A 24,130-nucleotide genomic window follows, 5' to 3' on the forward strand; every position below is an offset into this window, starting at 1 on the left:
CCTTGCTACCACGGCCAACACAAATTACATTGCACAAACATTTTTATAACATAAATTAAACAATATCCAATGTTAAATCAGACTTTTGAATGAATATTAGTCATTTATCTTTTATATCAATTTCTTAGATGAAAATATTTTTTAGAGTATGGCACCAAGTAAAATGTACTCGAACGGCAAAAAGTGTGAGCAGAAAAATCACCAAAGAAAAAATGCTTAAAGGGCATAATAAAAAACACGATATATCGCGTCACAGTACTTAAGGTATACTCAGAAAATACCGCCAAAACCAGAGTAAGACAGATGACCAATAAGATTTCAGTCAATAATGAAAAATCGATAGATAAGCATTTCTTACCGGAAAACCAGTTACTGCTCAACGCTGTCGGCGAAGGTATTTATGGATTTGATTTAAGCGGTAATGCGGTGTTTATCAATCCGGCAGCCGAACGCATGACGGGTTGGAAGAATGAAGAGCTACTCGGTAAAAACATCCATAACTGCCATCATCACAGTCATGCAGATGGCAGTCATTATCCCCAAGAGGATTGTCCAATTTACAACACCTTAAAGGATGGGATCACCCGAGAAATCACCCACGATGTATTTTGGCGTAAAGATGGCAGTAGCTTCCCCGTTCATTACAGTTCCACCCCTGTTTACCGTGACAATCAACTGATTGGCGTAGTCGCGATATTTCGCGACATTAGTATTCAAAAACAAACAGAGCAGTCATTACGCCAAGCACTAGCCCAAGTACAAGCGCTCTCGGAGCGACTCGCCTCTGAAAATCATTATCTACAGGCAGAGCTGGCAGATAAAACGGGTGATGTGGATATTTCGGGTGCTAGTACAGTGATCCGCCATATGATCCAGCAATTGCACATGGTGGCCAATACCGACAGTACTGTGCTCATTTGTGGTGAAAATGGCACAGGAAAAGAACTCGTTGCCCGTAACTTACATCAGCTCAGTCGCCGCAAAGATAAACCCATGATCAGTGTCAACTGTGCCGCCTTTTCGGCATCTTTACTAGAAAGTGAACTCTTTGGCCACGAGAAGGGGGCATTTACTGGCGCCACAAGCCGCCGTAAAGGTCGCTTCGAACTTGCTCATCAAGGCACACTGTTCCTCGACGAAGTCGCTGAACTCAGTTTAGAAGCCCAATCAAAACTACTGCGAGTCATCCAAGAACAATCCTTTGAACGTCTCGGTGGCAGCGAAACCATTCAAGTGGATATTCGCTTAGTCGCCGCCAGTCACCACGATTTACTCAAGCGAGTCGAACAGGGATTATTTAGGATGGATCTCTATTACCGTTTGAATGTATTCCCTATTCAAGTACCACCACTGCGCGCAAGAATCGAAGATATTCCCGAACTCGTCAGCCATATTCTGCACAACTTGAATCGTAAGCTAGGTAAAAAAATCCGTGGAGTGAGCCAAAAGGGGCTACAAAAACTCATGGCTTATACTTGGCCCGGCAATGTGCGCGAACTGCAAAATATCCTCGAACGCGAAGCCATTCTATCCCAAGGAGATATTCTGCAGATCCACGCTATGCCGAGCAATAATCCCTTAGCTCAAACCCAAGGGCAAACCTTAGCAGAAGCGGAAGCGCTGCATATAGAACAAACCCTTAAGCGCTTAAACTGGCGCATATCCGGCCCACTCGGCGCAGCGAATGTCCTCGGTGTGCCCGCAAGTACACTGAGATCGCGAATGAAAAAACTGGGGATCCAGCGTCAATCGAGTGAAATCTAATTCAAAACGAGCACACTAAAAACGCGATATATCGCCAATGTGTGATATATCGTGATCTTTATCTGGCTTTAATCACAAAATAACCATATATATCATAAGGTTGAATCATTCAAAACTTGGCCTAGCGCTTGCTATAGGGAGGCGAATCTTATTTAAGCCGTTAGGACCCTTTATGCCCAAGAGCGAAGTTACCCCAAATTCTCCAAGTGTAAATAAGAGTGTGGGCGCGAAACCTGCCTCAGTAGAGCTACACATTCCGGTTAAAAACCTCTCTACTGAAACCGCAGCAAAGAGTAGTCTCCCCTCTGGCAATATCCATTTCCGTGAGCAAAAAGGTGATTTTCAGCGCCTGCGAACCATGATGAATAGCCTATTGATCGTGATGTTTTTCGCCCTGCCGTTTATCTCTATTGATGGCCGCCAAGCAATACTGTTAGATATCAGCCAACAACAGTTTTTTTTCTTTGGTATCACGCTCTGGCCACAGGACTTTACCTTGCTGGCATGGATTTTTATCGCCGCCGCCTTCGGTCTGTTTTTCATTACCGTATTTTGGGGGCGTGTTTGGTGCGGTTACCTTTGCCCACAAACAGCTTGGACCTTTATCTATGTGTGGATAGAAACGCGCATCGAAGGCAGCAGTAATAAACGTAAGCAGCTCGATAAAGCCCCTTGGACTAGCAGTAAAATCGGTAAAAGAAGTGCAAAACACCTACTTTGGGGTCTAACAGCTCTGCTCACTGGCTGTGGTTTTATCGGTTATTTTATTCCCGCCCGCGAACTTTATGTGGACATCTTGACGAGTAATGCCAGCTTCTGGGTGACAAGCTGGGTGTGGTTTTTCGCCATTTGTACTTATCTCAATGCAGGCTGGATGCGCGAGCAAATGTGCTTACATTGCTGCCCCTATTCACGTTTCCAAGCTGTGATGTTCGATGCCAACACTAAAACCGTGACCTATGATGCACAGCGCGGTGAAGCCCGTGGCCCTCGCAAACGTAAACAAGAGAACAATCAAGATAACCATACTTTAGGTGACTGTGTTGACTGTAATTTATGTGTCGAAGTGTGCCCAACAGGGATAGATATTCGTAACGGCTTGCAATATGAGTGCATTAACTGTGGCGCCTGTGTCGATGCCTGTAATGAGACTATGTTGAAGTTCGATTACAAGCAGAATCTTATCGGTTATATGAGTGAAAATGATCTTAAGGGAGTAAATTACTCCTATTGGCGCTCGCCGCGTTTCTTAGGCTACGGTGCAGCGGTCATTATCATGTTTATCGTCATAGGGTTAGACTTAAATAGCCGCAGCGAGATCCAGCTTAACGTGATCCGTGATCGCCAAAGCTTGTACCGTGAAACCTCAGATAATAAAGTTGAAAATACCTATCAGCTAAAGATCCGCAACAAGACGCAAGATACTAAGCAGTATCAACTCGCCGTCGACAGTGAAATGCCCTTTAGCTTGATTGCCGATCCTATTATTACCTTGGCAGCGGGTGAACAAGTCGACTATCCCGTCACTGTATTAGCCGATAAGGATGCTATCCCCTCGGGGCGCAAAATTATCCAATTCTCGGTGACGGATGTTAAACAACCAACACAACAAGTGAGCCAAGAAACCGGATTCTTCAGTCCCTAGCACTGGGCTTTTAGCGCTTAATATGAGTTACCGTAACATTGGTCATCATCAGATTAACTACCCAATCGGCGCTTGAGGAATCAACTCAAGCGCTGGTTAAAGGCAGAAATTCATCCCCAAAGACAACCATATCTTTAACGTCTCATACATCGGAATCAAACCTTAAACACCTACAAAGCTGAAAATTTCCCCCGTTAAACGGCGCATAGACAAAGCAAATTGAGCACATTCAATCTTAATCCTTAGAAACATAACGGTTACAAATTTTAAATTGTCTTTCCTTAAACTCTTATTTAGGTTTTGTGGTTCATTAGATAACTAAGCTTCTAAGATAACTAAGCTATAGTTAAGCACTCAGCTTTAGAGTAAAAATACTATTTGTTACATAAAGATACCGTTATTGGCATAAAGATGTTTTTCGCAATAAGCATTGACCTCTAGTGCTAACACCCTCTAATCTAAACACCTGTTTAACTCCAAAATAATAACAACTAATAAACATCATCTTTGAGGTAGTTCAGCATGGCATACGATCAAGACTCTCAACTCAAACTAAACTACTCATCACTGGTCGATCTGATCGAGAAAACCAGCCTGCGTTACGGTGATAAACCCGCCTATGCCTGTCTCGGTAAAACCAGCAGTTTTAACGAGATAGAACGCGATTCTCGTTACTTTGCCGCCTATTTACAAAATAAGACCACACTCAAACCGGGCGATCGCATCGCCATTCAATTGCCTAATATCACCCAATTTGTCATCGCGGCCTACGGCGCAATCAGGGCTGGGCTTATCTTAGTTAACACTAATCCCCTGTATACCGAGCGTGAGCTCATCCATCAGTTCAATGATTCTGGTGCCAAAGCGATCGTGGTTTTATCCGATCTATTACCGACCTTAGCCAAAGTCATCGACAGCACCAAAATAGAATATGTCATTTCAACCCACCCTTTAGATTTGATCGATCCGCACGTACAGCCTAAGACAGGCCTGAAGAATGTGGAGTTTTGCCAAATTTTAAAACAAGGCGCAGAACTCCCCTTTAGCCGATTTATCTCAAATCTCGACGACCTCTCGGCGTTGCAATATACGGGCGGCACCACTGGATTATCTAAAGGTGCTATGTTGACCCACGGCAATATGCTCGCTAATGCGGCGCAGGTAAAATCCCGCATCGCGAGCGTGATCACCGAAGGGGAAGATATCTTCGTTGCACCGCTACCGATTTACCATATTTATGCATTTATGGTGAACTTAGTGCTGTATTTCGAGTGTGGCGGCTGCTCGGTATTAATTCCAAATCCACGGGATATTAGCGGCTTAATTAAGACACTCGCCAAATATCCCTTCACTGGATTTGCGGGACTCAATACTCTGTTTGTCGCCCTATGCCATCAACCCGAGTTTAAAGCACTCGACTTTAGCCATTTAAAAATCACCATCTCGGGCGGCACAGCACTGACGGCCGCGGCGGCCAACATTTGGCAACAGACGACAGGCAACATGATCAGTGAAGGTTATGGGCTATCTGAAACTTCGCCGGTGATTTCACTCAATGCACCCGGTTATCAAAAACTAGGCACTATTGGTAAACCTGTTATTGGCACTGAGGTTAAACTCTTAGATGAAAACGACATTGAAGTGCCCTTAGGTACGGCCGGAGAATTAGCCGCACGCGGCCCACAAGTCATGCGGGGATATTGGAATAATCCGCAGGAAACCGCCAATGCTATGACTCAAGATGGCTTCTTCAAAACTGGGGATATTGCCATAGCAACAGCGGAAGGTTTCCACCAAATAGTTGATCGTAAAAAAGATATGATCATAGTCTCAGGTTTTAATGTCTATCCCAACGAAGTGGAAAACGTCCTAGCGAGCCACCCTAATGTGATCGAATGCGCCGTGGTGGGAGTAAAAGATGAGCACTCGGGCGAAGCGGTTAAAGCCTTTATCGTGCTAAAGGATGATAGCCAAGATCATCAACAGGCTAAAGAGGCCATTCTAACCTATTGCCGCGAGCAGTTAACCGCCTATAAATTGCCAAAAGTGATTGAATTTATGGCGCAATTACCTAAAAGTACCGTCGGCAAAGTTTTGCGCCGCGAGCTAAAAGATAAAGCTTAAAAAACGCATTTAAAGGCAAAGCTAAGAAACAAAAACACAATAAAAGACCCAGTAAGCTAGCCTGAGCGTTTCAGCTAGCAACTGGGTTTTATTTTACCTACACGGTCTCATTCAAGGCGCTGGCATTGGCCTCTTCGGTTAACAATTGCAGACTGGCAAATTCACGATATAACGCATTAGATTGCATTAACTCTTGGTGGCGACCGCTGGCGACAATCTCGCCCTTATCAAACACAAAAATCCTATCGGCATTGATTACCGTCGATAAACGGTGAGCAATAATCAAAGTCGTTTTACCCGCCATCAATACATCCAGCGCTTGCTTCACTTTCTGCTCGCTTACCGCATCTAAAGCGCTGGTCGCTTCATCGAGTAACAATATCGGTCTGTTGGCTAAAATCGCCCGCGCAATGGCAATACGTTGCTTTTGTCCACCAGAAAGCCGCACACCACGCTCACCTAAATAGGTTTGATAACCTTCAGTAAACTCGCTAATAAACTCGTGGGCACGGGCCGCAATACAGGCATCTATCACTTCTTGCTCGGTGGCATCGACTCGACCATAACGCACGTTTTCAAGTACGCTAGTCGCAAAAATTACCGAGTCCTGCGGCACTAGAGCAAACTGCGACCGCAACTCCTGCGGCAGAAGATTAGCAATATCAATACCTTCCAGTCGAATACTGCCAGCGCTAGGCACGTAAAAGCGTTGCAATAACTGGAACAAGGTACTTTTACCCGCGCCACTTGGCCCGACTAAGGCAACCCGTTCACCCGCGGCAATAGCCATATTGAGCTGTTTTAGCACTAAGACATCATGCTTTGGATAGGCAAAATTGAGTCCTTCAATCATTAACTCCCCACTGACCTTGGCGGGCAAAGTCACAGGATGAGTTGCAACGGGAATATCCACTTGCGTTTCAGCCAGTTCGATTAAACGTTCGGCGGCGCCAGAAGCCCGCTGGATCTCGCCTATCACTTCGCTAATGGTCGCTACTGCGCCCGCGACCATGACAGCGTAAAACATAAAGGCAGATAACTCACCGCCCGTCATCTTACCCGCCATCACATCGTGGGCACCGACCCAAGTCACCATAGCAATTGCGGCGATACTTAAAAACATCACGGTTGAGATCAATAAGGCACGGTAACGGATCCGGCCACTGGCCGCAGACATGACATCTTCGACGCGGCGATTGAACAAGCTACGGTCTTTATCTTCATGCCCATAGGCTTGTACCGTATGAATTTCATGAAGTGTTTCATCAACATAAGCGCCGAGATCCGCAACCCTATCTTGGCTTTCCCGTGCTAACACACGTACTTTGCGACCAAAAAAGATCACCGGCCCTAACACTAAGGGCACCGCCAACAACACCAGCAATGTCATCTTAACGCTAGTGATACCCATCATGACTAAACCACCAAGCACAGTTACGCTAGAGCGCAGCGCCATGGAAAGACTCGAACCCACCACAGTTTGTAGCAAAGTAGAATCGGCGGTAAAACGGGAGATCACTTCACCGGTGCGCACCTTAGCGTAAAAGGCGGGAGAAAGTTTAAGCAGTTGATTGTAAACAGTGAGACGAATATCGGCGCTGACCCGCTCACCAAGCCAAGTCATCAAATAGAAGCGGCAAAACACCGCTGTGCCACTGACGGCGGTAATTCCGAGCACTAACAGTATGATTTCATTCAGCCGCTGCGCATTGTCCCTTACAAAGCCTTCATCGACCATCAAGCGCACACCTTGGCCCAATGATAACCAAGCGAGCGACCCTATAATCAAGCAGATAATCGCCGCGACAACTTTCAGTTTGTAGGGTTTAAGAAAACCCATAATCCAAGGCAATACCGATCTTTGCTGCGCCGAGGTCCATTTAGCCTTTGATGCATCAGCGCTTGTTGTAGGCATGACTGGAATTAACTTTTCGGGCAATGGCTCAGCCCCCGCTTTAATGGGTTCAGATGATTTGGCTAGTTCGGCTGTCGGCTCGGTCACGGGTGGCATCCTTGAGGTAGGTAAGGCAATTCAAATATAACATCAGCATGAATGGGATCATCTGCAGCCGTTAACCGCGCAGCATTACTTAAAGCATATAAGTGAGATGCTACCTCTTGCAGTGGAATTCAAGGGCTGTGTGGTTTTACTCAAAAGAAAAGCATAAAACAAACCCGCAGCGAGTGCGGGTTTGTTTTATTACAATAGCTTGACGCGGCTTAAGCGACTTGCTTGTTTTCCGGCGTTTTTGGCGTGCCGTGGTGGCCATCGCGCTTCCAATCCACATCTAACAACTCTGCGCCGCTCAGGCTAAATGCTTGGCCAAAACCTTTGACGTAAAGACCCTGATGGGGCGCGAGCTTATATAAGTTAAAATCGGTTAACGCCGCAAGGTTATCGGACATTTCGCCAAAACGTGCCGATAACACACCAACACCTTTGCTGAAGGCGGGCGTATCGCGGGGCACTGCCTCGGCAATCGCATCGAAGGTTAAACGCTTGCGGGCAAAAACCGATTTGGCCGCAGTTTCGTCTTCAACTAACATCACAGAGATCTTAGATGAGTGCTTTAAATTATGACCGTGACGGGCTAAGTCACTCACCAAAATATAAAAACCATCATCAGCCAGAGCAAAGGGCGCATAGCTCGCATTCGGCTGGCCATCTGTGCCAATGGTGGCCAGTTGCAAGGTCTCGCGCTGCTGTTTAAAGGCTTCGATTTCGGGTAAGAGTTTGTCTCTTAAACGTTGTTCTTGTTCGGTAATTTCAGGTTTCATTTACTGTTTTCCTTAATACTTTTGTTAATGCTCAATTCAGAGGTGTGATTGCACCGAGGCAAAGGCAGTCGCGAGCGCTTTAAATTGGCGAACTTGCTCAGGAAACAGTGCTCTTTGTTTATCACGGCCTAAATACACTTTGAACACTACCTCACCTTCACTGCCGAAAAAGTTAATCGAATGGCTCTCGCTGCCTCTAAAAGGTCTGCTGATCAAGGCGATACCACTCATGTCATCTAATTTGAGATGACCATGCAAACCGTCCCCCTTGCTGTAGAGGTTGTAATAACCGTGGGCGTATTTTCCCTCGGGGAAATCCCCTTTAAATTCAAATACGCTGCCAGATAACATCACAATAGTGGTTAACTTTCCCCATTTGGGTAAGGCTTGCAGTAAGGTATCGAGCTGAGTTAACGGAACAAACACCACTTGTTCGGGCGGCAGCGCTGCAACCACTTCAAGCTCGGCAATGCCTAATTCACTGGCGAGCTGTGCTGGCATTAAATCAGCTTGTTGTTCAAATCGTTGTCGCAATTGCGCCTGTAGCTCACTTAGCTGACGTTGCTCAGAGCTTAAATCTGGCGCGACATCGAGCTCGGTATCGAGTGTCATCTTCATTTTACTGTCTCCAGCGGTAGTGACTATTGAGTGGCTTAGAACATATATCGCGCCGATAACTTCATATTACGACCCGGTTGATACAAGGTTTGCCACGCTTGTTGATACTTCTCATCACCGATATTTTCGATTGCGAAATCCACTCTCACACCCGCCATCGCGCCCATAGTCGGCTCCCACGCAACATACACATCCCATAGGGTGTAATCGTCGTATTTCGCCACTTTAAAGCCGTCAGGCGTATTCGACTGAGTCGCCACATAAGTGACGCGAGTGCCGAGTTTCATGTCACCTTCCATAATGCCTTGGGATAAATCGACATTGAACTTATTGGCGGGTATACCTTCTATATCATCGCCCGTTTGACGATCTTCGCCATGGGTTTGGCCGTAATTCATCGCTAAGCGAGTTTGGCCAATACGGTAACGACCGCTAATTTCAAAACCTGTTAAACGTGCATCTTCAACGTTATTCCATGAGGTCGTTTGCTCGAATCCAGGAATGCCACGCCAAGGATTAGATACTTGCTGCACGATAAAATCGTCCACATCGTTACGGAAAACGTTAAACGTTAGCGCCAGTTCATCATCACCCGCTAACTCACTGAAACGTAAGTCCGCTTTAATTTCTTTATTGCGCGCAGTCTCTGCTTTTAGATCCGAATTCACCGCGAAGGTGTTACATAAACCTTGGGGTAAAAATCCGGGGATTGGCGGGATGCAATAGTGGGTGCCGCTGGAGAACATTTCCTCTACCGTAGGTGCGCGGAAGGCTTGATCGTAACGGGCACTTAAGGTCAACCAAGGCTGAGTCTGCCACACCAAGCCAAGCGATGGTGATAACTCATTGTCATCTGAGGATAAGTTGAGATTATGGCTGTCATTTTTAAAGCTGTCATAACGCAGACCCGCATCAAGATTTAACGTCTTAGTCAGCTCGATATCCGCACGCGTAAAAGCGCCCCATACTGTGGTTTCGCCATCGATATTCTCTGGACGCTGGCCCACTTGGCCCGAATCATCACGCGTCGTTTCTATGGTATCGCGAAAACCATCGACCCCGTAGGTCAACAGAGTATTGCCTAAACGCGAACTGTTATTAAGGTTAATCCCCACAGTGCGGAACTCAGTACTGTCTTGCTGACCTTTCGTAATACGGTCTTCATCGTAGTCGGTACTGTTCCAATACACTTGCATCTTAGTATCCAGATACGGGTTATTAGCAGGATTGAGACTGTAGTTTAGGGTGAGGTTTTGATCGTCAGTCTTGCGGCGCACCAAAGGCACTGAACTACTCACAGCAGCAGAAGGATTGCTCGGTACTAATTCATTGTTTTTGCTGGCTCTTGCAGATAACTCTAACCGTGATGCCTCGTCGGCTTGCCAACCGAATTTAGCTAAACCACTGCTGCCTTGGGATGCACTGTTGTTTAGAGTTTCATCATTACCGGTTTTTATATTGTTTGAATCGTAATAGGAACCATTGAGTAACCAATCGATGCTGTCTTGTTGACCATAGATAGCACCACTGGTTTTAGTGCGGGAGCCATTGGTCTCATAACCTTGTTTGAAATAGCCACCAAAGGTCTCATCTTGCGCTAAAAAATCTTGTGCCGACTTAGTATTCTGCGCTACGACGCCACCGAGGGCACCACTGCCCCACAAGCTACTGGCAGGGCCGCGCAGCACTTCGATGGATTTGAGCAACTCTGGGTCCATAAAGTAGGTACCTCTGTGACCAGAGCTGGTATTTTGTCTTGCACCGTCAATTGTTTGCAACACACGATCGCCACTTAAACCACGGATTTCAACCCCTTGAGATGAAGCTCTTGGGCCATTAGTCAACGTAATATTCGCCTCATTTTTAAGGGCATTAGCAACTGATGATGCTTGGGCGACCGTAAGTTGCTCTTCATCCACCACTGCCACGCTACGGCTGGTTTCGGAGGCTTTTTCACTGATGCGTGTTGCACTCACCAATACTTCATCAAATTCAGTCGTGACCAGTTTTTTATTCGCATCCTGTTGAACAACGGGCTTAACACTTTCCTCTGCCGCTAACGTAAAACTTAGGGCCGTACCACTCAGTGCTATCGCCATGGCGATCACTAACGGCTTTTTTTTCATCTCTTCATCCTCAAGTGATATTCAGGTGTTTCCGTGCAATTTAATACTGAGCCTAGACTCTCTTTCCTGACGCCAATCCTTTCGAGATTGAGTCTGTTACAGATGTTCCATTCCAGATTTGGCTCTTTCGAGATTGAGCCCCTTCCAGATCGAGCCCAAGGCAATCAGTACCCATAAAGTAGGATAAATTGTCGGTTTAGCTGCTTTTTTAAGCGCTCATTCGAGCTATTGCAGGCACTCTACCTGAGACAATAAAATAGATCAAATGCAAATCATTATCATTTGCGATCTTGTTTATATTGAGATATCTTAATTAGGAAAATGGCTTTCATTGGAAAAAGAGGTTGCTGTGACACCAAAACGATATCTTGCCTTTGGCGCGTTAACGGTTGCCATCCAGACGGGTGTTATCGCCTCACAACCCGCTATGACTATGCAGCCAAGCGCCCAATCATCGAGCGTAAATCAAGCATCGCTCACTCCCAGCGCGAATACTGTCACCCTTAATTTTTCTACCGCGACTAGCGCTACAAGCAACACGATTGCAGAGCCCATCAAGCAAATAGACGCCAAAGTAGCCACTGTGAACAGTACAGTGCAAAAAAACAGTGCAGCGCAAAAAGTATCAACTGTAGGATCTGTCGATAAGGCGGTTATCCCGAAAACTAAAGCTGATCAACGAATTGACCGCCAACTCGCCAAAAAATCTTCAGCAACAAAACCCACGGCTAACAATCATCCGGATACTGATCCTTTAACGACGAACGCTTTAGAACCAAGTGCTTTAGCACATAAGCGACTTGAACAAGTTGAACAACAAACAGAACCAAAAACAGCACAAATGGATTTAATCGCTAACGCAGCCAAAGTTGATGCAAAAGCGACCCCAAATGTAGCCAGTGCAACAACTGACAGTGCCCAAACTAACATAGTGGAATTAGCCAAACCGCTGTTCGCTGCAGCACCACCGCAACCGACTTATCCAAAGATAGCGCGTAAAAAAGGGCTAGAAGGCACCGCAACCATAGAAGTGATGTTTAACGAACTTGGTGAGCAACTGGCACTGACGTTAGTAAAAAGCTCAGGGTTCAGTCTGTTAGATCAAGCCGCGTTAGATGCAGTTGAAAACTGGCAATTTGCGGCGCCAGCGCAAAGGCTAGCGAGTCATTATAAGGTCAGAGTGCCTATTCGCTTCGCGCTCAACTAACAGGCCCAATGTTGCCACTGAAAAGTTAGCTCGTGGGAAGTTAGCTCGTGGAGTATTAGCCACCGCACAACTAGCCTGATTTTTGTTTTACTAACTTACATATAAAACTACTTTTTCAATCGATTGGAGAGGCTTAATGCCCGTAACTGATTTTTCAACCCTACAGACTCAGCTTGGCGTGCTCACTTGGCCCTTGTTGTTATGTGCTTTTTTAGCTTTGATGATCTGCCTTGAACGTAGCGCCTTGTTTTTGCATCAAACTCTGCTGTCAATCTGGCCCCAAAAACAGGCCTGGGTAAAAGCATTGCGTCAATCAAGCTCAGCGGCGACCACTGAAAACGTCAGCGCCCTGCTAGCGCAAACCAGCGCACAGCAAGATTTACTCGCCCGTGGCGCGACCTTGTTACTCAAACAAGTCCACCAGCCAAAAGTGCTAAGGGAAGAATTACTCAGTCTGTGGCTCAATAAGCAACAACGCGACTTGCAAGCCGGACTCAAGGTTTTACAAGTGATTGGCATCATTAGTCCACTGCTCGGTCTGCTCGGCACAGTATTAGGACTCATCGAAATGTTTGCCCAACTCGGGCAATCACAAGGCCCCGTCACGCCAGCACAACTCAGTGCTGGACTGGGCCTTGCGATGAACACCACAGCTGCCGGACTCATGATCGCCGTGCCCGCCATTACCGCCGCCCATCTTTTTGGGATCTGGGCTCAAGGTCAATGCCTGCGCGCTGGGCATGTGCTCAATCAACTCAATCTCTGGTTAGCGGGTATCGAAGATATTTCAATTGATGCCAATCATTACCAAGCATTCACCCGAGTCAGTAAAACCAGCGTCGAGCAAAAATTAGCATCCAAGCCCCATTCTCAAATTGAGCCACAGACATGATAAGTGCAGAGAAACCATTCTTATCGCAGGCTGGCATTGCTTCGCCTGAGCAACTTCCGAGCCTAGATTTAACAGCGTTAATCGACATTATTTTTATCGTGCTGGTGTTTTTACTGCTGACGGCAAATAGCCAATTATTGAGTTTGCCGGTAGATGTGCCACAAAGCCCAAGCTCGGCAATCACGGCAATCGACAACAAACAAACAATTGCCATCAATATCATGGCAACAGCGCCTTATTGGGCTATTGATGGCAAAGAGTTTGATGACTTAGCCACTTTTACCACTGCATTTACTGCACATTTTCAGACTATGCCGAAGGCGACGGTTGTCATTGCCGCCGACAAAGCCGCGCCAGTGGAACCTTTGATGCAACTGCTGGCACTGTTACAGACGCAGTCCATCAGTCAGACCCAAATTTTGATGGAGCATTAGCGTATCCGAACCCGCCATTTAAACGAGAAAGCAAAAGTCTGACATCAAAAACGGCATCTAAGCCTGTCGCGAACAAGTTGTATTAGGAGTTTAACCATGTTGTTTCAAGCAACTAAAATACCAGTAAAAAAAGGTTCCAGTGCTCAGCGTTATCAACATAAGCGCACATATAAGACATTAAAAAATTTGATGTTTTTCATATCAGCACTTACGGCCTTACTATCCTCAAGCGTTTTTAGCGCTGAACTGAGTGCCGAGCCAGAGATAAGACTCGTGAGTGCGGGTACAGGAGTCACAGAGCTCGTGCTCGCCCTCGATGCAGGCAATGAGCTAGTCGCCATCGACTCCACCAGCTATGTGCCTGAAAGTTTGAGCCATGTGGCTAAGCTTGGTTATCACAGAATGCTCTCCGCCGAAGGCATTATTGCCCTCTCCCCAACGCTGGTTGTCGGTTCAGATGTGATGGGACCAGAAACCACACTTAAGGTATTAAAACAGGCGAATATCCAAGTCGTGCAATTACCCGCAACAAATGATGAACCACAACTGATGAACAATGTGGATACCTTAGGTCACTTACTCAATCGCCAAGAACATGCGGTTAAATTAAAACAAGATTTACATCAACAACTGCAAAGCTTAGCGGGTAAAAAACAACAAGTGCGCGATGCGGGCTCTCAGCCAAAAATTCTCTTCATGCTGTTACAAGAAGGCCGCGGTGCACGGGTTGGCGGTAAAGGCACAGCCGCAGATACTATTATCGAGCTGTCTGGGGCACAAAATATCGCCGAGTTTGATGGCTACAAAAGCATGTCTCAAGAAGGGATTCTGTCCTTGCAGCCCGACATTATTTTGCTGTCAAAGCGTAGCGATAAACCCACAGATCAAACTAATGCACAAATTGCTCAAGAACTGTTGAAAGAGATGCCACTACTCGCCCATACCCCAGCAGGTGAAAACGGCCATATTCAAACACTGGCACCGCAAGCCCTTCTCGGTGGTTTAGGCATCAGTGCCATAAGCGCCGCGGATACGCTCGCCAGCACATTGCTCAAGCAAAACCATTAACAGACGCAGCGATGAGCACAGTTAGCACTAATTAGCCCCAGATAAAAATAGAAAGGATATTTGAGATGTTCCTCAACCGCTGGCTCTGGCCGAGTCTAGTCACACTGTTAGCCCTCAGCGGCTTACTCTCGGTCAGCACTGGCCCCGTTAGCATCAGCTTTATCGACGCCCTAAATGCAGTGTTCAATTGGGCTACCCAGCAAAATATCGGCAATATTGCGCCCCACGAGCAACTGGTAATCAACAATGTGCGCTTACCACGGACATTACTGGCGTTAGCAGTAGGCGCTACGCTCGCACAGTGCGGCGCGGTAATGCAGGGGCTTTTTCGCAATCCCTTAGCGGATCCCGGTATTATCGGAGTGTCATCCGGCGCTGCACTTGGCGCAGCCATCTGTATCGTGCTGCTACCCAACGCGAATCCGTTGATGATCCCCATCAGTGCGTTTGCATCGGGATTAGTGACCACCCTTATCGTCTACCGACTCGCCAGCAGCCCAACAGGTACATCGGTCGTATTATTACTTTTGTCGGGTGTTGCCATAGCTGCGCTGGCAGGCGCAGGAATAGGTGTTCTCACATATCTTGCCAACGACATGGCGCTACGTGACTTAACCCTATGGCAAATGGGATCGATTGCAGGTGCGCAGTGGCTATATGTCAGCCTTTGTCTTGTGACCTTAGCGCTACTGAGTTGGCGATTTCACCAAGATGCGGCGGCACTCAATGCCTTGCTGCTTGGCGAATCCGAAGCACGCCACTTAGGGATAGATGTCGATAGGCTCAAACTTAGGCTTATTTTGCTTTGCGCCTTAGGGGTTGGCGTAAGTGTAGCTGCAACAGGAATTATCGGCTTTATCGGCCTCGTCGTGCCGCATTTAGTGCGCATGATGTTAGGGCCAGATCATCGCCAACTGCTGCCCATCAGCGCACTTTTAGGTGCAGCCCTATTGGCATTGGCCGATATCGGCGCGCGCGCTTTTTTACCGCCTGCCGAGTTACCCGTTGGACTCGTCACCGCGCTCATCGGTGCGCCTTTCTTCATCTTTTTACTACTGCAACAGCGCAGTAAGCTAATCTAAGCGAGTTTTTATGGCTGCAACATCCTTTGCAAATCAACCATCACAATCGACAACTTATTCAGCTAAGGCGCAATTTGATCGCACCGAGCTCAGCATTTGTCAGCTCGATGTCAGCATCGGTCCAAAAACCGTGCTCAGTGATATTAATGTACAGTTTCAATCGGGTGCGGTAACCGCCCTACTCGGCCCAAATGGTGCGGGTAAATCCACCCTGCTTAAAGCCCTTTGCCAAGAAATCAGCACACCAAGGCAAAGTATACGACTAGGCCATAGCCAGCTGGCGGATTGGCCTAGGAGCGAGCTGGCAAAATCCTTAGCTGTACTGCCGCAACACGCCAGCCTCACCTTTCCTTTCACTGTGTCAGAAGTCGTAGCAATGGGCTTATATCCCTTAACCATCAGTAAGATAGAAGGTGATGCGTTAGTTACCGAGCAACTGGCGCAAGTGGGCTTAACCCATCTGGCTAAGCGCAGCTATCCAACCCTCTCTGGCGGCGAGAAACAGCGAGTCCAACTCGCCAGAGTCTTAACTCAACTCAGGCAATCGCCGTTTCCGCCCGTACTATTACTGGATGAACCAACATCGGCGTTAGATCTTGCCCAGCAGCACAGAGTACTTGAATTAGCCCAAAACTTAGCTCACCAACAAGGCTACACTGTAATAGTGGTACTGCATGACTTAAACCAAGCCGCGCGCTATAGCGATCAATTAATTGTGTTAAAACAAGGGCGAATCGTCAGTGAAGGCACGCCATCCGATGCTTTGTCGGTTGATACCATTAGGGAAGTATGGGACTACGAGCCTGTATATATCCCCGCCCCACAGGGTGGACATCCACTGATTTTTTAATGGAAAGAAGATATTCATCTTACGTTTTTGAGGTCTAATGTGGGTATAATCGCTGCGTTTACACTTTAGCTATCACCTTTTAGCCACAGCCGCATTAATTTAGGCAGAGCCCAGATGAAACCCACTATCTCGACAGAAACTCAACAAGAAGCACTGGTCGCAGCCAAAGCCACCAAAAAGCCGGGCCAAACCAAAGAGCAAACTAAACTCATTGCCCAAGGGATAGAAAAAGGCATAGCTGAATATAAAAAGCTGCAAAAAGCCAAAGCTCGCGAACGGGATAAAGCACGTAAACAACAGTTGAGAGCAAAATCTCGCACAGTTAATGACACTGATGAACTAGAGGATTCAGACGCATTATTCGAATCTCAACGTCAGTTCACCACCGCGACTTGGATTGCCATAACGCTTTTACTATTAAGTTGGGTAGGGTTTGCCGCATATATCTTTGCAGATTAAAGGCTATGATTTATATATAAAAATTAAAAAATCCATATATCACTTGTTAGGCAATATCCTCTAATACCTTACACACATCATTAATTGAAAAAATATTACCGTTAAGGCTTGCTCGGTCTTTTGATATATTCAGAACGAGCCTAAATACATTGTTCGCATCAGGATAACGGGCAAGCTTTAAAATGATGTCATCACCACTTTCTTCTGCAGACCGAAAATCCCAGCCCTTCCCTGATAAATCAAAAAGCACTTCCGCCGTTTCAGTATTGATTAACACTGGCGCATAAACCCAATGCGACATTCGCATCTCACTGGGGTTGATATCCAGTGTTAACTTACCATTTTGAAAAAACAACTTAGTGTCCATAAACAGTCCCTGAGTAACAAGTATCACAAGCGATAGGCCGATAGCTTGTATATTGAACCCCATATCCATTTATTGTCCATACCACATCACTTCTAACACGAACCGTTTACGCTCATTACATCAGGCAAAACCGTTAAATACTTAAGCGAAAAAAAGACAAAAAAAAGCCTGCTCAATGAGCAGGCAAAGACATATTTCAAGCGTCCCTTTCGGGGAAGTACATTACCGCGCTAGCGGGAAAAACCTGGCATATCCATGCAAAAACATCAATATGCTACTTGAGTCTAAACACGCCAAAAAAGGCGATACAAAGGTTGATGGATGATGGAAACTAAAACTTTAAGGAGGGTTAGGCCTTAAAGCTCATGGCGAATAAACCGCCACGCAAAACATCAGTGTTAAACCAAGTGTTTTGCCAATAAATATGGTTGTTGCCTGTATAAGACATAGTCAATACTCCTAAATTAGTTGTGATTAAGTACTCTAGTGAAGCTTGGCTCGGTTCCTTGGAACTAGAGATTCTCATATCCGTTGAGACGACTTGTCACTCAGGTCCTTGGAGAAAAATATCCATCCTGGATAGACTAGAGAGGAAAGGCGTAGTGCCTAATCCACGAAAGTAATTATATGGATTTGTAGTTTTATTACAACCTTTATTTGTATTTTTTTTGATTAAGGCTTTTTAATGTAATTAAATTACACAATTATAGTGAGGTTAATGGCGATCTGTTTCACAGAAAAACAGAAATAACCCTGTAAATATCTAATAAATAAGATATTACAGAATTATTTCTATTTGTTACCACAAATCGTTAGCGATTGATCAGATATTGATACAAGCCCACCAGCGGACTCGCTGTGGGTTTGCCGTAGAGCGGATCACCTTCTGTTGCACTTCCTGCAATATCTAAGTGTGTGTAAGCCAAGGGAATAGGGGCATTAACCCCATGATCAAATAGTCCAGAGGCTTTCAGTAAAAACGCCGCGGGATATTGATGTCCACGGGCGGTAATCGATGATGGTGCATTATTGGAAGATAATATTTCAGCAGCGCCTGACACATCGCGGATCTTAGCGAAGTCTTCAGGGCGTAATGTAGACACTTCAAAGGGTTCACCCCATTGAGTCGCCTGCTGTTGTAAAGTGACAGCGCATTGCTGTGAACTCGCCACTGAGTTTTCAACCGCCGCAGGATAACTGCCATAACAACGTACGACATGACCTGTGAGTGTTGCTACCGAAAACATCTCAGGCTTCACCGCCGACACGGCTTTGATACGTAAATGGCTCAGTAAATCCGCCAGCACTAAGCGCCCTTCAGCATCCGTATTACCAATTCGTACCCGCACACCCGCATGGCTCGTAATAATTTCATCGGTCACGAAGGCTTCGCTGCCTATGCTGTTACGCACTAAACCTAACTCGGCAATGACTCGAATACCTTTAGGCTTTAGCATTGACAGAGTTTTAAATAAACCCGCCACGGCAGAAGCGCCGCCTTTATCACGACTCATACCCGCCATAGCGCCGCCGACTTTCAGATCGGCGCCGCCGGTATCGTAAATCACGCCCTTACCCGCAAACAGGAAAGTGCGAGTCACTTGACCCTCAGGCAGATACTCTAGCTTCACCACGCGAGGCTGATGACGACCGACGGCAAAAGAAGAACGCGCCACAGCACTGAGCAGCGGATAATCACGCTCTAAAATATCTCTGTCTTCTACCACTGCGGTTTTGATCACGCTGCCCGCAAACGATTGTAAACAATAGTCCGCAAAGGCTTTAGCCGACATGCGCTCAGGTTCAGTACCACACAAATCCCGCGCTAATAGGCGGCCAGCTTCTAAGGCATTGAGCAAATTGCTGTTATGGGTTGATGAAGATAATAACCCTATGGCCTCAAATGCAGGTGTTAAGCCCGTCGCTTCACGCAGCTCTAAGGTTTGCCACAGTTCTTGACCGCAGGCTAATGCTGCAACTTCAGAGGCAAAACTAAAACGTGAGTCCTTCGATGGCACTACATATAACAATGGACGTTTTGCGCCTGCGTCTTTTGCAATGGCAATCGCCGCCCTTGCAGCATTGGCATAGACTCGCACGTCCACATACTCGTCATTCACTTGGGTGACAGGGGCAATGATCAAACGCCCTCCCGCAAGCCCTGGGGCAAACAGTAATGTCGGGCTCTTACCCACGCGCTTATCCACGTGGGCACCGTGCTGAGCCAATAAACCTATCTCATCAAAACCGATAGAATCCAGATCGGGCGTCACCACCACAACCGCATCCCAGCCTTCACCATCAAAAATGGCATTTTCTGCTTTTACATCAACGAAGTTAACTTGAAACATGACCCATCCTTTTTCATTATTGTGCCTGCATTATTCCCGCTCTATCGCTTAATTACCAATCTAAAAGTGGTACCGACACTCCCAGAAAAAATCGAACTGGAAACTTTGGCTGCCAGCTCACCAAAAGCCTGTGACGCTGAGATTATTTGGCTGCACAGAATGTGGTAGAATGGCCACAAATTTGCCCTATACTCACAAGACCTTATGAGGGACACTCAAGTGACAGCCTTAAGTCAGTTATACCCGCAGCCATTATGGCAATGGTTCGAACAAATTTGCGCGATTCCCCATCCATCTAAGCATGAGCAAGCCTTAAGCCAGCACATTCAAGCGTGGGCTAAAAGCAAACAACTTGCCGTCGTTGAGGATGCCGTTGGCAACGTGATCATCCGTAAGCCTGCGACGCCGGGTATGGAAGATCGTAAAATCGTGGTTATTCAAGCCCATATCGATATGGTGCCACAAAAAAATGCCAATAAAGTGCATGATTTTACTAAAGATCCTATCGAAGCTTATGTCGATGGCGATTGGGTTAAAGCCAAGGGCACAACCTTAGGTTCAGATAACGGTATTGGCATGGCATCGGCTTTAGCCATTTTAGGCTCTGATGATATCAAGCACGGCCCATTAGAAGTGCTGCTGACGATAGATGAAGAAGCGGGCATGACAGGTGCTTTTGGTTTACAGGCGGGCATGTTAGACGCTGACATTCTGATCAATACCGACTCAGAGCAAGAAGGTGAAATCTACATGGGCTGCGCCGGCGGTGTCGATGCTCAAATCACCCTGCCTATGGTGTGGCAAGCCTCTGAGCAAAGTTACTCAGCCTTTAGCCTGCACTTATCTGGCTTAAAAGGGGGTCACTCTGGGGTGAACATTCACTTAGGTCGTGGCAATGCCAACAAGCTATTGGCGCGTTTCCTCTTTGAAAACGCAGATGATTTAGCGTTGGAGTTGACCCAATTTAGCGGCGGTTCACTGCGTAATGCGATTCCACGGGAAGCCAACATCAGCTTTATGTTGCCAGAAGAAAACGTCAGCGCCTTAAACGAAAAAGTCGCTGAGTTTGAAGCGCTTATCCGCACCGAACTCGCCATTGCCGATCCCGATATGCGTTTAGTGTTAAACACTATCCCAACACCAAAACGTGTGATGAGCGAAAACAGCCAAAATACCCTGATCGATTTGCTGCATGTGTGCCCGAACGGCGTGATCCGCATGAGTGATGAAGTCGAAGGTGTGACTGAAACCTCGCTCAACGTTGGCGTTATCAGCACTAACGATGAAGAAGTCACTATCCTGTGCCTTATCCGCTCGCTGATCGATTCTGGCCGTACTCAAGTCGAAGGCATGTTAACTGCGCTGACCAACTTAGCCGGAGCCGATATCGATTTAAGCGGTGCTTACCCAGGCTGGAAGCCAGATAACAACTCACCTGTAATGGCAATAGTGCGCGAAACCTATCAAGACATTTACCACAAAGAGCCAGTGATCATGGTGATCCATGCAGGTCTCGAGTGTGGCCTATTCAAGAAACCCTATCCAGACATGGACATGGTCTCGATTGGTCCCACCATTCGATATCCACACGGTCCAGACGAAATGGTAAACATCACCACAGTCGGCCAATATTGGACCTTATTATTAGCCGTACTCGAGCGTATTCCAGTCAAGGCTTAATATTCTAACCTTACCCTAGCTCACTCAATTCAAGGCCATATCTGCTCAAGTCAGATGTGGCCTTATTTTTTACCGCGGATTCTATTTGTGTAGAAATGCCATCGATAAAATTTTTATGAAAGAACTGAATAACTTGAATTTTCTACTATAGTTGTTCTGTCTGACCCTAACGTATTTTTGCTTATCGCGCTTTTAGAGATAACCGCTTTCCCCTTCAATACTGTGACCTTAAGGAATAGAGATCATGAAATTTGGTAAAATCTTGTCAGCCGCTGCACTACTGCTCAGCAGTAACCTCAGTTTCGCCGAAGAAGTCCCCAAAGCCGTTATAGACCTAGCCGATTCACTGATGCCATTAGGCAGAGAAGTGGTACTGGTGAATGCTGTTAAAGCGCAAAATGCCCAAGGCAAAAGCTTAGATTCAATCAAAACATTAGATGAAAAATGGATTGCCACCGCAGGTATTGATGACTTTATGTCATCCCTGATGAACAACGAAGCGGCCAAGTTTCTCACGACCTTCGAAGCCAGCAAACCTTACTACCAAGAAATTTTCCTCATGGACAATCAAGGCGCGAACGTCGCCATGATCAGTAAAACTTCAGATTATTGGCAGGGTGATGAGGATAAATGGCAAAAATCCTTCGCCAATGGCAAAGGCGATAAACACATAGGTCCGGTCAAATTTGACGAGAGCTCCCAAGCCTATCTAGTACAAATTTCTATTCCAGTGATGGATGGTGATGCCGCAATTGGCGCTATAACGATTGGGATCAACCTAGATCAATTTGGACTCTAATTACCAGAGAACGCCAGTGATGGGCTGCATCCTCTTACCACAGAGGTTATTGCGGCTCTCACCTTTTCAGTGCATCAATCAAGGAGGGCGTGACTATGGAATGGTATAAAGATCTATCCGTTAATCAGAAACTGACTTATCCAAGTCTGCTACTCGCTGGCGTAGTCATCTTCGCCTCTTCAACTGGCATTTTAGGACTCAAAGCCTTAAATCACAGCGCGAATACACTCGCGCTTGAATACTTACCTAGCCAATCTGAACTACTACAAGCCGATAAAGAGCTTTATCAAGCTCAAGTGGCCGAGCGCAGCCTGATGTTTGTTAACGTGGGCACAGACTCTTACAACGACCTTTTAAAGCAGCACACTAATAGTATCTCTCTGGTTAAAGAACATATTGATAAGTTTGCCGATGTGACCACAAGTCCCATCGCTAAAGATAAGCTCAATGAATTAAATCACAGTTTCGATACTTGGCGAGCGACAACCACAGAAATCAGTAATCAACGCACCCAAAATGGCCGTAACGGTAGAACGACGGCGATTGATCTTAGTTTCGGTCAAGCAGCAACGCAATTCGAGCAACTACACCAGAACATTAATCATTTAATCAATGATTTAAATAGTAATACTACCGCAGCGATAGCCCAAGTAGATGATGATGCCAATCATGGACAACAGATGCAGTTAATTGCCTTAGCCATCAGTCTCTTGATCTGCATACTCTTTATCGTTGCACTGCCTAAACTCATCAGCAAACCGCTGGCGGTTTTACTCGCAAAAATCCACGACATTACCGATGGTGATGGCGATTTGACCGAACGAGTCCACTTAACCTCTAAAGACGAGCTTGGTGATCTCGCCAAGGCATTCAATCATTTTCTCGATAACTTACACGGTATTATCTCGCAATTTAAACAGTCTACATCAGAGCTCAACACCGCTGCCGAAGGTCTAGCCAAAACCAGCGCATCAGCAAAACATAACTTGATGGATCAACAAGCTGCCACCCACAGAATCGCCGATGCCAGCGATCATATTGCCGCATCCGTGCAAGAAGTATCAGTCAGTGCCAGTCATGCCGCCGATGCCGCTAAACAAGCCGACGTATTTACCGCCGACGGTCAGGCAAGAGTGAAAAAAACCATCAATGTGATTCGTGAACTTGCGGGAGATGTAGGCACGGCAGAAATGCAGATCAATAAACTCGAACAGGAAGGCCAACATATTGGCCGCGTGCTTGAGGTGATTCAAGCCATTGCCGAACAGACGAATCTATTAGCCCTTAATGCTGCAATTGAAGCGGCGCGCGCGGGCGAACAAGGACGCGGCTTTGCAGTGGTTGCCGATGAAGTGCGCTCCCTTGCCTCTAAGACTCACCAATCAACCGAAGAAATTAAATTGATGATCGCCAATGTGCAAAATGGCACTCAAAGCGCTGTGGCAGCGATTAATATCGGTAATGAAAAGGCTATCTCAAGCGTAGAAGCCGCCAGTAATGCCGGTGAAGCCTTAGCGCATATTGCAGAAATGGTGAGCCAAATTAGTGAGATGAACAATCAAATCGCCCTCGCAGCCAAAGCGCAAACCACTATGGTCAATGAGAGCCATCAAAATATTCAACACATTGCCGAACAGTCGGAGGAGAGTCTACGAACCACTGATGAAATCTACGCAGCAAGCGTACAACTCTCGTCAATGGCGAGTAATCTCACTGCGCTGGTCAGCCGCTTTAAACTGTAATTTGTTGAGAGTGAAAGCTTTTATATAAGTTACCTTTTGTAAATCAGTGATGTTTGAAAGGTCCCCTCAAACGAATAAGGGAGCATAAACCTGTCGCAGTGATTATCTGAATTCAGGTGCTCCCTTATATTTAAACAGCAAAGC

Annotated in this window: 19 protein-coding genes; 13 read left to right on the top strand and 6 right to left on the bottom strand. The window is 46.5% G+C overall.

The window, feature by feature from the left end:
* Window positions 1-303: 303 nt before the first annotated feature.
* The 3 genes from L5L94_RS17045 to L5L94_RS17055 all read left to right on the top strand — a co-directional run bounded on the left by L5L94_RS17045 (window position 304) and on the right by L5L94_RS17055 (window position 5,533).
* Complete coding sequence (locus L5L94_RS17045; RefSeq protein WP_105250005.1) at window positions 304-1,764, top strand: sigma-54 interaction domain-containing protein; 1,461 nt, start codon at window positions 304-306, stop codon at window positions 1,762-1,764.
* Between the two features lie 172 nt (window positions 1,765-1,936).
* The gene (gene ccoG, locus L5L94_RS17050) at window positions 1,937-3,409 is read left to right on the top strand and encodes a cytochrome c oxidase accessory protein CcoG (protein WP_263164210.1); all 1,473 of its coding nucleotides are present in this window, start codon (window positions 1,937-1,939) and stop codon (window positions 3,407-3,409) included.
* A 522-nt stretch (window positions 3,410-3,931) separates the two neighbouring features.
* Window positions 3,932-5,533, top strand: a complete 1,602-nt coding sequence (locus L5L94_RS17055; protein ID WP_263164212.1) for an AMP-binding protein — start codon at window positions 3,932-3,934, stop codon at window positions 5,531-5,533.
* A gap of 97 nt (window positions 5,534-5,630) precedes the next feature.
* Here L5L94_RS17055 and L5L94_RS17060 read toward each other — a convergent pair whose 3' ends face one another.
* From L5L94_RS17060 to L5L94_RS17075, 4 genes are all read right to left on the bottom strand, one after another.
* Window positions 5,631-7,535 carry an ABC transporter transmembrane domain-containing protein gene (locus L5L94_RS17060; RefSeq protein WP_263164213.1) on the bottom strand — a complete coding sequence of 635 codons (1,905 nt, stop codon included), beginning with the start codon at window positions 7,533-7,535 and terminating at the stop codon, window positions 5,631-5,633.
* 218 nt (window positions 7,536-7,753) lie between these two features.
* A complete protein-coding gene (gene hutZ / locus L5L94_RS17065; RefSeq protein ID WP_263164215.1) occupies window positions 7,754-8,311 on the bottom strand; it encodes a heme utilization protein HutZ in 558 nt (185 codons plus the stop codon).
* A 36-nt stretch (window positions 8,312-8,347) separates the two neighbouring features.
* Window positions 8,348-8,929: a heme utilization cystosolic carrier protein HutX gene (hutX, locus tag L5L94_RS17070; protein ID WP_263164217.1), complete on the bottom strand. Its 582-nt coding sequence runs from the start codon at window positions 8,927-8,929 to the stop codon at window positions 8,348-8,350.
* 35 nt (window positions 8,930-8,964) lie between these two features.
* Window positions 8,965-11,055, bottom strand: a complete 2,091-nt coding sequence (locus L5L94_RS17075) for a TonB-dependent hemoglobin/transferrin/lactoferrin family receptor (protein ID WP_263164219.1) — start codon at window positions 11,053-11,055, stop codon at window positions 8,965-8,967.
* 349 nt (window positions 11,056-11,404) lie between these two features.
* Here L5L94_RS17075 and L5L94_RS17080 point away from each other — a divergent pair, with 349 nt between their 5' ends.
* The 7 genes from L5L94_RS17080 (at window position 11,405) to L5L94_RS17110 (ending at window position 17,047) form a co-directional block, all read left to right on the top strand.
* Window positions 11,405-12,262 (top strand): energy transducer TonB, encoded by an 858-nt coding sequence (locus tag L5L94_RS17080; RefSeq protein WP_263164220.1) that lies wholly within the window; start codon window positions 11,405-11,407, stop codon window positions 12,260-12,262.
* Between the two features lie 136 nt (window positions 12,263-12,398).
* Entirely contained in the window at window positions 12,399-13,154 is a 756-nt protein-coding gene (locus tag L5L94_RS17085; RefSeq protein ID WP_113939886.1) for a MotA/TolQ/ExbB proton channel family protein, read from the top strand.
* Window positions 13,151-13,588 (top strand): ExbD/TolR family protein, encoded by a 438-nt coding sequence (locus L5L94_RS17090; RefSeq protein WP_263164221.1) that lies wholly within the window; start codon window positions 13,151-13,153, stop codon window positions 13,586-13,588. The genes L5L94_RS17085 and L5L94_RS17090 overlap by 4 nt, the downstream gene beginning before the upstream one ends.
* A gap of 96 nt (window positions 13,589-13,684) precedes the next feature.
* Window positions 13,685-14,656 (top strand): hemin ABC transporter substrate-binding protein, encoded by a 972-nt coding sequence (locus L5L94_RS17095; RefSeq protein ID WP_263164222.1) that lies wholly within the window; start codon window positions 13,685-13,687, stop codon window positions 14,654-14,656.
* Window positions 14,657-14,721: 65 nt separating this feature from the next.
* A complete protein-coding gene (locus L5L94_RS17100) occupies window positions 14,722-15,738 on the top strand; it encodes a FecCD family ABC transporter permease (protein WP_219235177.1) in 1,017 nt (338 codons plus the stop codon).
* A 10-nt stretch (window positions 15,739-15,748) separates the two neighbouring features.
* Window positions 15,749-16,588 carry a heme ABC transporter ATP-binding protein gene (locus L5L94_RS17105; protein ID WP_263164224.1) on the top strand — a complete coding sequence of 280 codons (840 nt, stop codon included), beginning with the start codon at window positions 15,749-15,751 and terminating at the stop codon, window positions 16,586-16,588.
* Between the two features lie 114 nt (window positions 16,589-16,702).
* The gene (locus L5L94_RS17110; RefSeq protein ID WP_263164226.1) at window positions 16,703-17,047 is read left to right on the top strand and encodes a DUF2956 domain-containing protein; all 345 of its coding nucleotides are present in this window, start codon (window positions 16,703-16,705) and stop codon (window positions 17,045-17,047) included.
* 46 nt (window positions 17,048-17,093) lie between these two features.
* On the opposite strand, the gene L5L94_RS17115 is transcribed toward L5L94_RS17110, so the two are convergent.
* Window positions 17,094-17,483, bottom strand: coding sequence for a hypothetical protein (locus L5L94_RS17115; protein WP_251071146.1), 390 nt, complete (start codon window positions 17,481-17,483; stop codon window positions 17,094-17,096).
* A gap of 743 nt (window positions 17,484-18,226) precedes the next feature.
* Window positions 18,227-19,765 carry a leucyl aminopeptidase family protein gene (locus L5L94_RS17120; RefSeq protein WP_263164228.1) on the bottom strand — a complete coding sequence of 513 codons (1,539 nt, stop codon included), beginning with the start codon at window positions 19,763-19,765 and terminating at the stop codon, window positions 18,227-18,229.
* 219 nt (window positions 19,766-19,984) lie between these two features.
* Here L5L94_RS17120 and L5L94_RS17125 point away from each other — a divergent pair, with 219 nt between their 5' ends.
* The 3 genes from L5L94_RS17125 (at window position 19,985) to L5L94_RS17135 (ending at window position 23,986) form a co-directional block, all read left to right on the top strand.
* Window positions 19,985-21,445 carry an aminoacyl-histidine dipeptidase gene (locus L5L94_RS17125; protein ID WP_263164229.1) on the top strand — a complete coding sequence of 487 codons (1,461 nt, stop codon included), beginning with the start codon at window positions 19,985-19,987 and terminating at the stop codon, window positions 21,443-21,445.
* A gap of 244 nt (window positions 21,446-21,689) precedes the next feature.
* On the top strand, window positions 21,690-22,244 hold the full coding sequence (locus tag L5L94_RS17130; protein ID WP_028761558.1) for a cache domain-containing protein: 555 nt from the start codon (window positions 21,690-21,692) through the stop codon (window positions 22,242-22,244).
* Window positions 22,245-22,339: 95 nt separating this feature from the next.
* Window positions 22,340-23,986, top strand: coding sequence for a methyl-accepting chemotaxis protein (locus tag L5L94_RS17135; protein ID WP_263164232.1), 1,647 nt, complete (start codon window positions 22,340-22,342; stop codon window positions 23,984-23,986).
* Window positions 23,987-24,130 lie beyond the last annotated feature (144 nt).

This window comes from Shewanella sp. SM21 (assembly GCF_025654335.1).
Taxonomy (GTDB): domain Bacteria; phylum Pseudomonadota; class Gammaproteobacteria; order Enterobacterales; family Shewanellaceae; genus Shewanella; species Shewanella oncorhynchi.